Source organism: Oleiphilus sp. HI0128, from assembly GCF_001635365.1.
In genome coordinates this window covers 1-1382 of the sequence record NZ_LWGG01001578.1, presented here as the reverse complement: position 1 = coordinate 1382, position 1382 = coordinate 1, and the positions used below count along the sequence as shown (strand labels likewise).

Below are 1382 nucleotides of genomic sequence, written 5' to 3'. Positions count from 1 at the left end.
GTTCATCAGCAGCGAATGCTAACGAAGAAATCAGCAAGCCTAGCAATGAAAATAAGCCCAAACCTGAGCATGACACTGATGCCCGGGAAGAGACAATCGTAAGTGAGGATGATGCGCCTGCGGTGCTGCCTCAGATTTCAGGAAGCAAGGTTCATGCAGGTCCTGCAGTTCGTAAATTTGCGAGAGAGCATGGAGTTGAGTTGTCTCGAGTAAAGGGTTCCGGGCCTCGAAGTAGAATTCTGAAAGAGGACTTAAGGAAATATATAAAGTCTCAGGTCCAGGCTGCGCAAAGTGGTAACCAAGGGGGGCTAGGTCTTCCTGAAATTGCTTTGCCTGACTTCTCAATATTTGGAGAAGTTGAAATCCAGCAGATGGATAAACTTCAGCGCCTTACTGCTAAGAATATGCAGGCCAGTTGGCTAACGGTTCCGCATGTTACGCAGTTTGATGAGGCGGACATTACAGACCTTGAGGCTTTTCGAAAAGGCCACAAAGCACAGGCTGAGAGTCGCGGCGTAAAGCTGACACCGGTAGCCTTCATTATAAAAGCGTGCGCTTATGCTTTGCAGCAGCTACCGCAGTTCAATGTTTCACTCGATATAAAAAACGAGAAAATTGTACGTAAGAAATATATACACATCGGCTTGGCAGTAGATACGCCTGCTGGCTTGGTTGTTCCGGTTATTCGCAATGTCGACCAAAAAAGCCTTTGGGATATTGCCCAGGAATGCCAGTCTTTGGCAGCCAAAGCGAAAGACAGAAAGTTGTCGCCAGCGGATATGCAGGGGGCATGTTTTACTATTTCTAGTTTAGGTGGTGTGGGCGGTACCGCCTTTACACCAATTGTAAATACACCGGAAGTGGCGATCTTAGGGGTATCGAAAGCGCAAATGAAACCGGTTTGGGATGGCGGTGAAGCCTTCAAACCACGCTTAATGTTGCCACTGTCTTTATCTTATGATCATCGAGCAGTTAACGGAGCCGATGCTGCGCGTTTCACAACTTTATTGTCACAGGTGCTAGGTGACTTGCGAGAGTTGTTATTGTAGGAAAAATTGTACAGAATGCGGGCAGTCATTAAATAATAAATTCAATAAATAGCTGTAGGCTGTCAATTAATTAGAGTAACTTCCATAATGGAATTTAAGACCCAGTTCATAAGCCGAGAAGATAGACGTATCGCTCGGCAATCTTTAAGCGGGAAGCACGGTTTCCAGGCGATGATTCGTCTGGAGCATAAAAGCCTCTCGGTTTCCCTCACAGACTTCTCAAGTTTGGGCTTTGCTATCTCGGTTTCAAAAGAGCATGCTGATGATCTGAAAGTGGGAGGGAAAATAGAAGTATTAGTAAGCCCCTTGATACACCACGAGTACCTGATTAAA

Annotated in this window: 2 protein-coding genes; both read left to right on the top strand. The window is 45.9% G+C overall.

Features of this window, described 5'->3' with window-relative positions:
- Positions 1–1049, top strand: a 1049-nt coding sequence (locus tag A3763_RS25905) for a 2-oxo acid dehydrogenase subunit E2 (protein WP_197483142.1), incomplete at its 5' end; no start/stop codon positions are given.
- Positions 1050–1136: 87 nt separating this feature from the next.
- A partial coding sequence (locus A3763_RS25900) for a hypothetical protein (RefSeq protein ID WP_156495346.1) occupies positions 1137–1382 on the top strand: 246 nt, incomplete at its 3' end.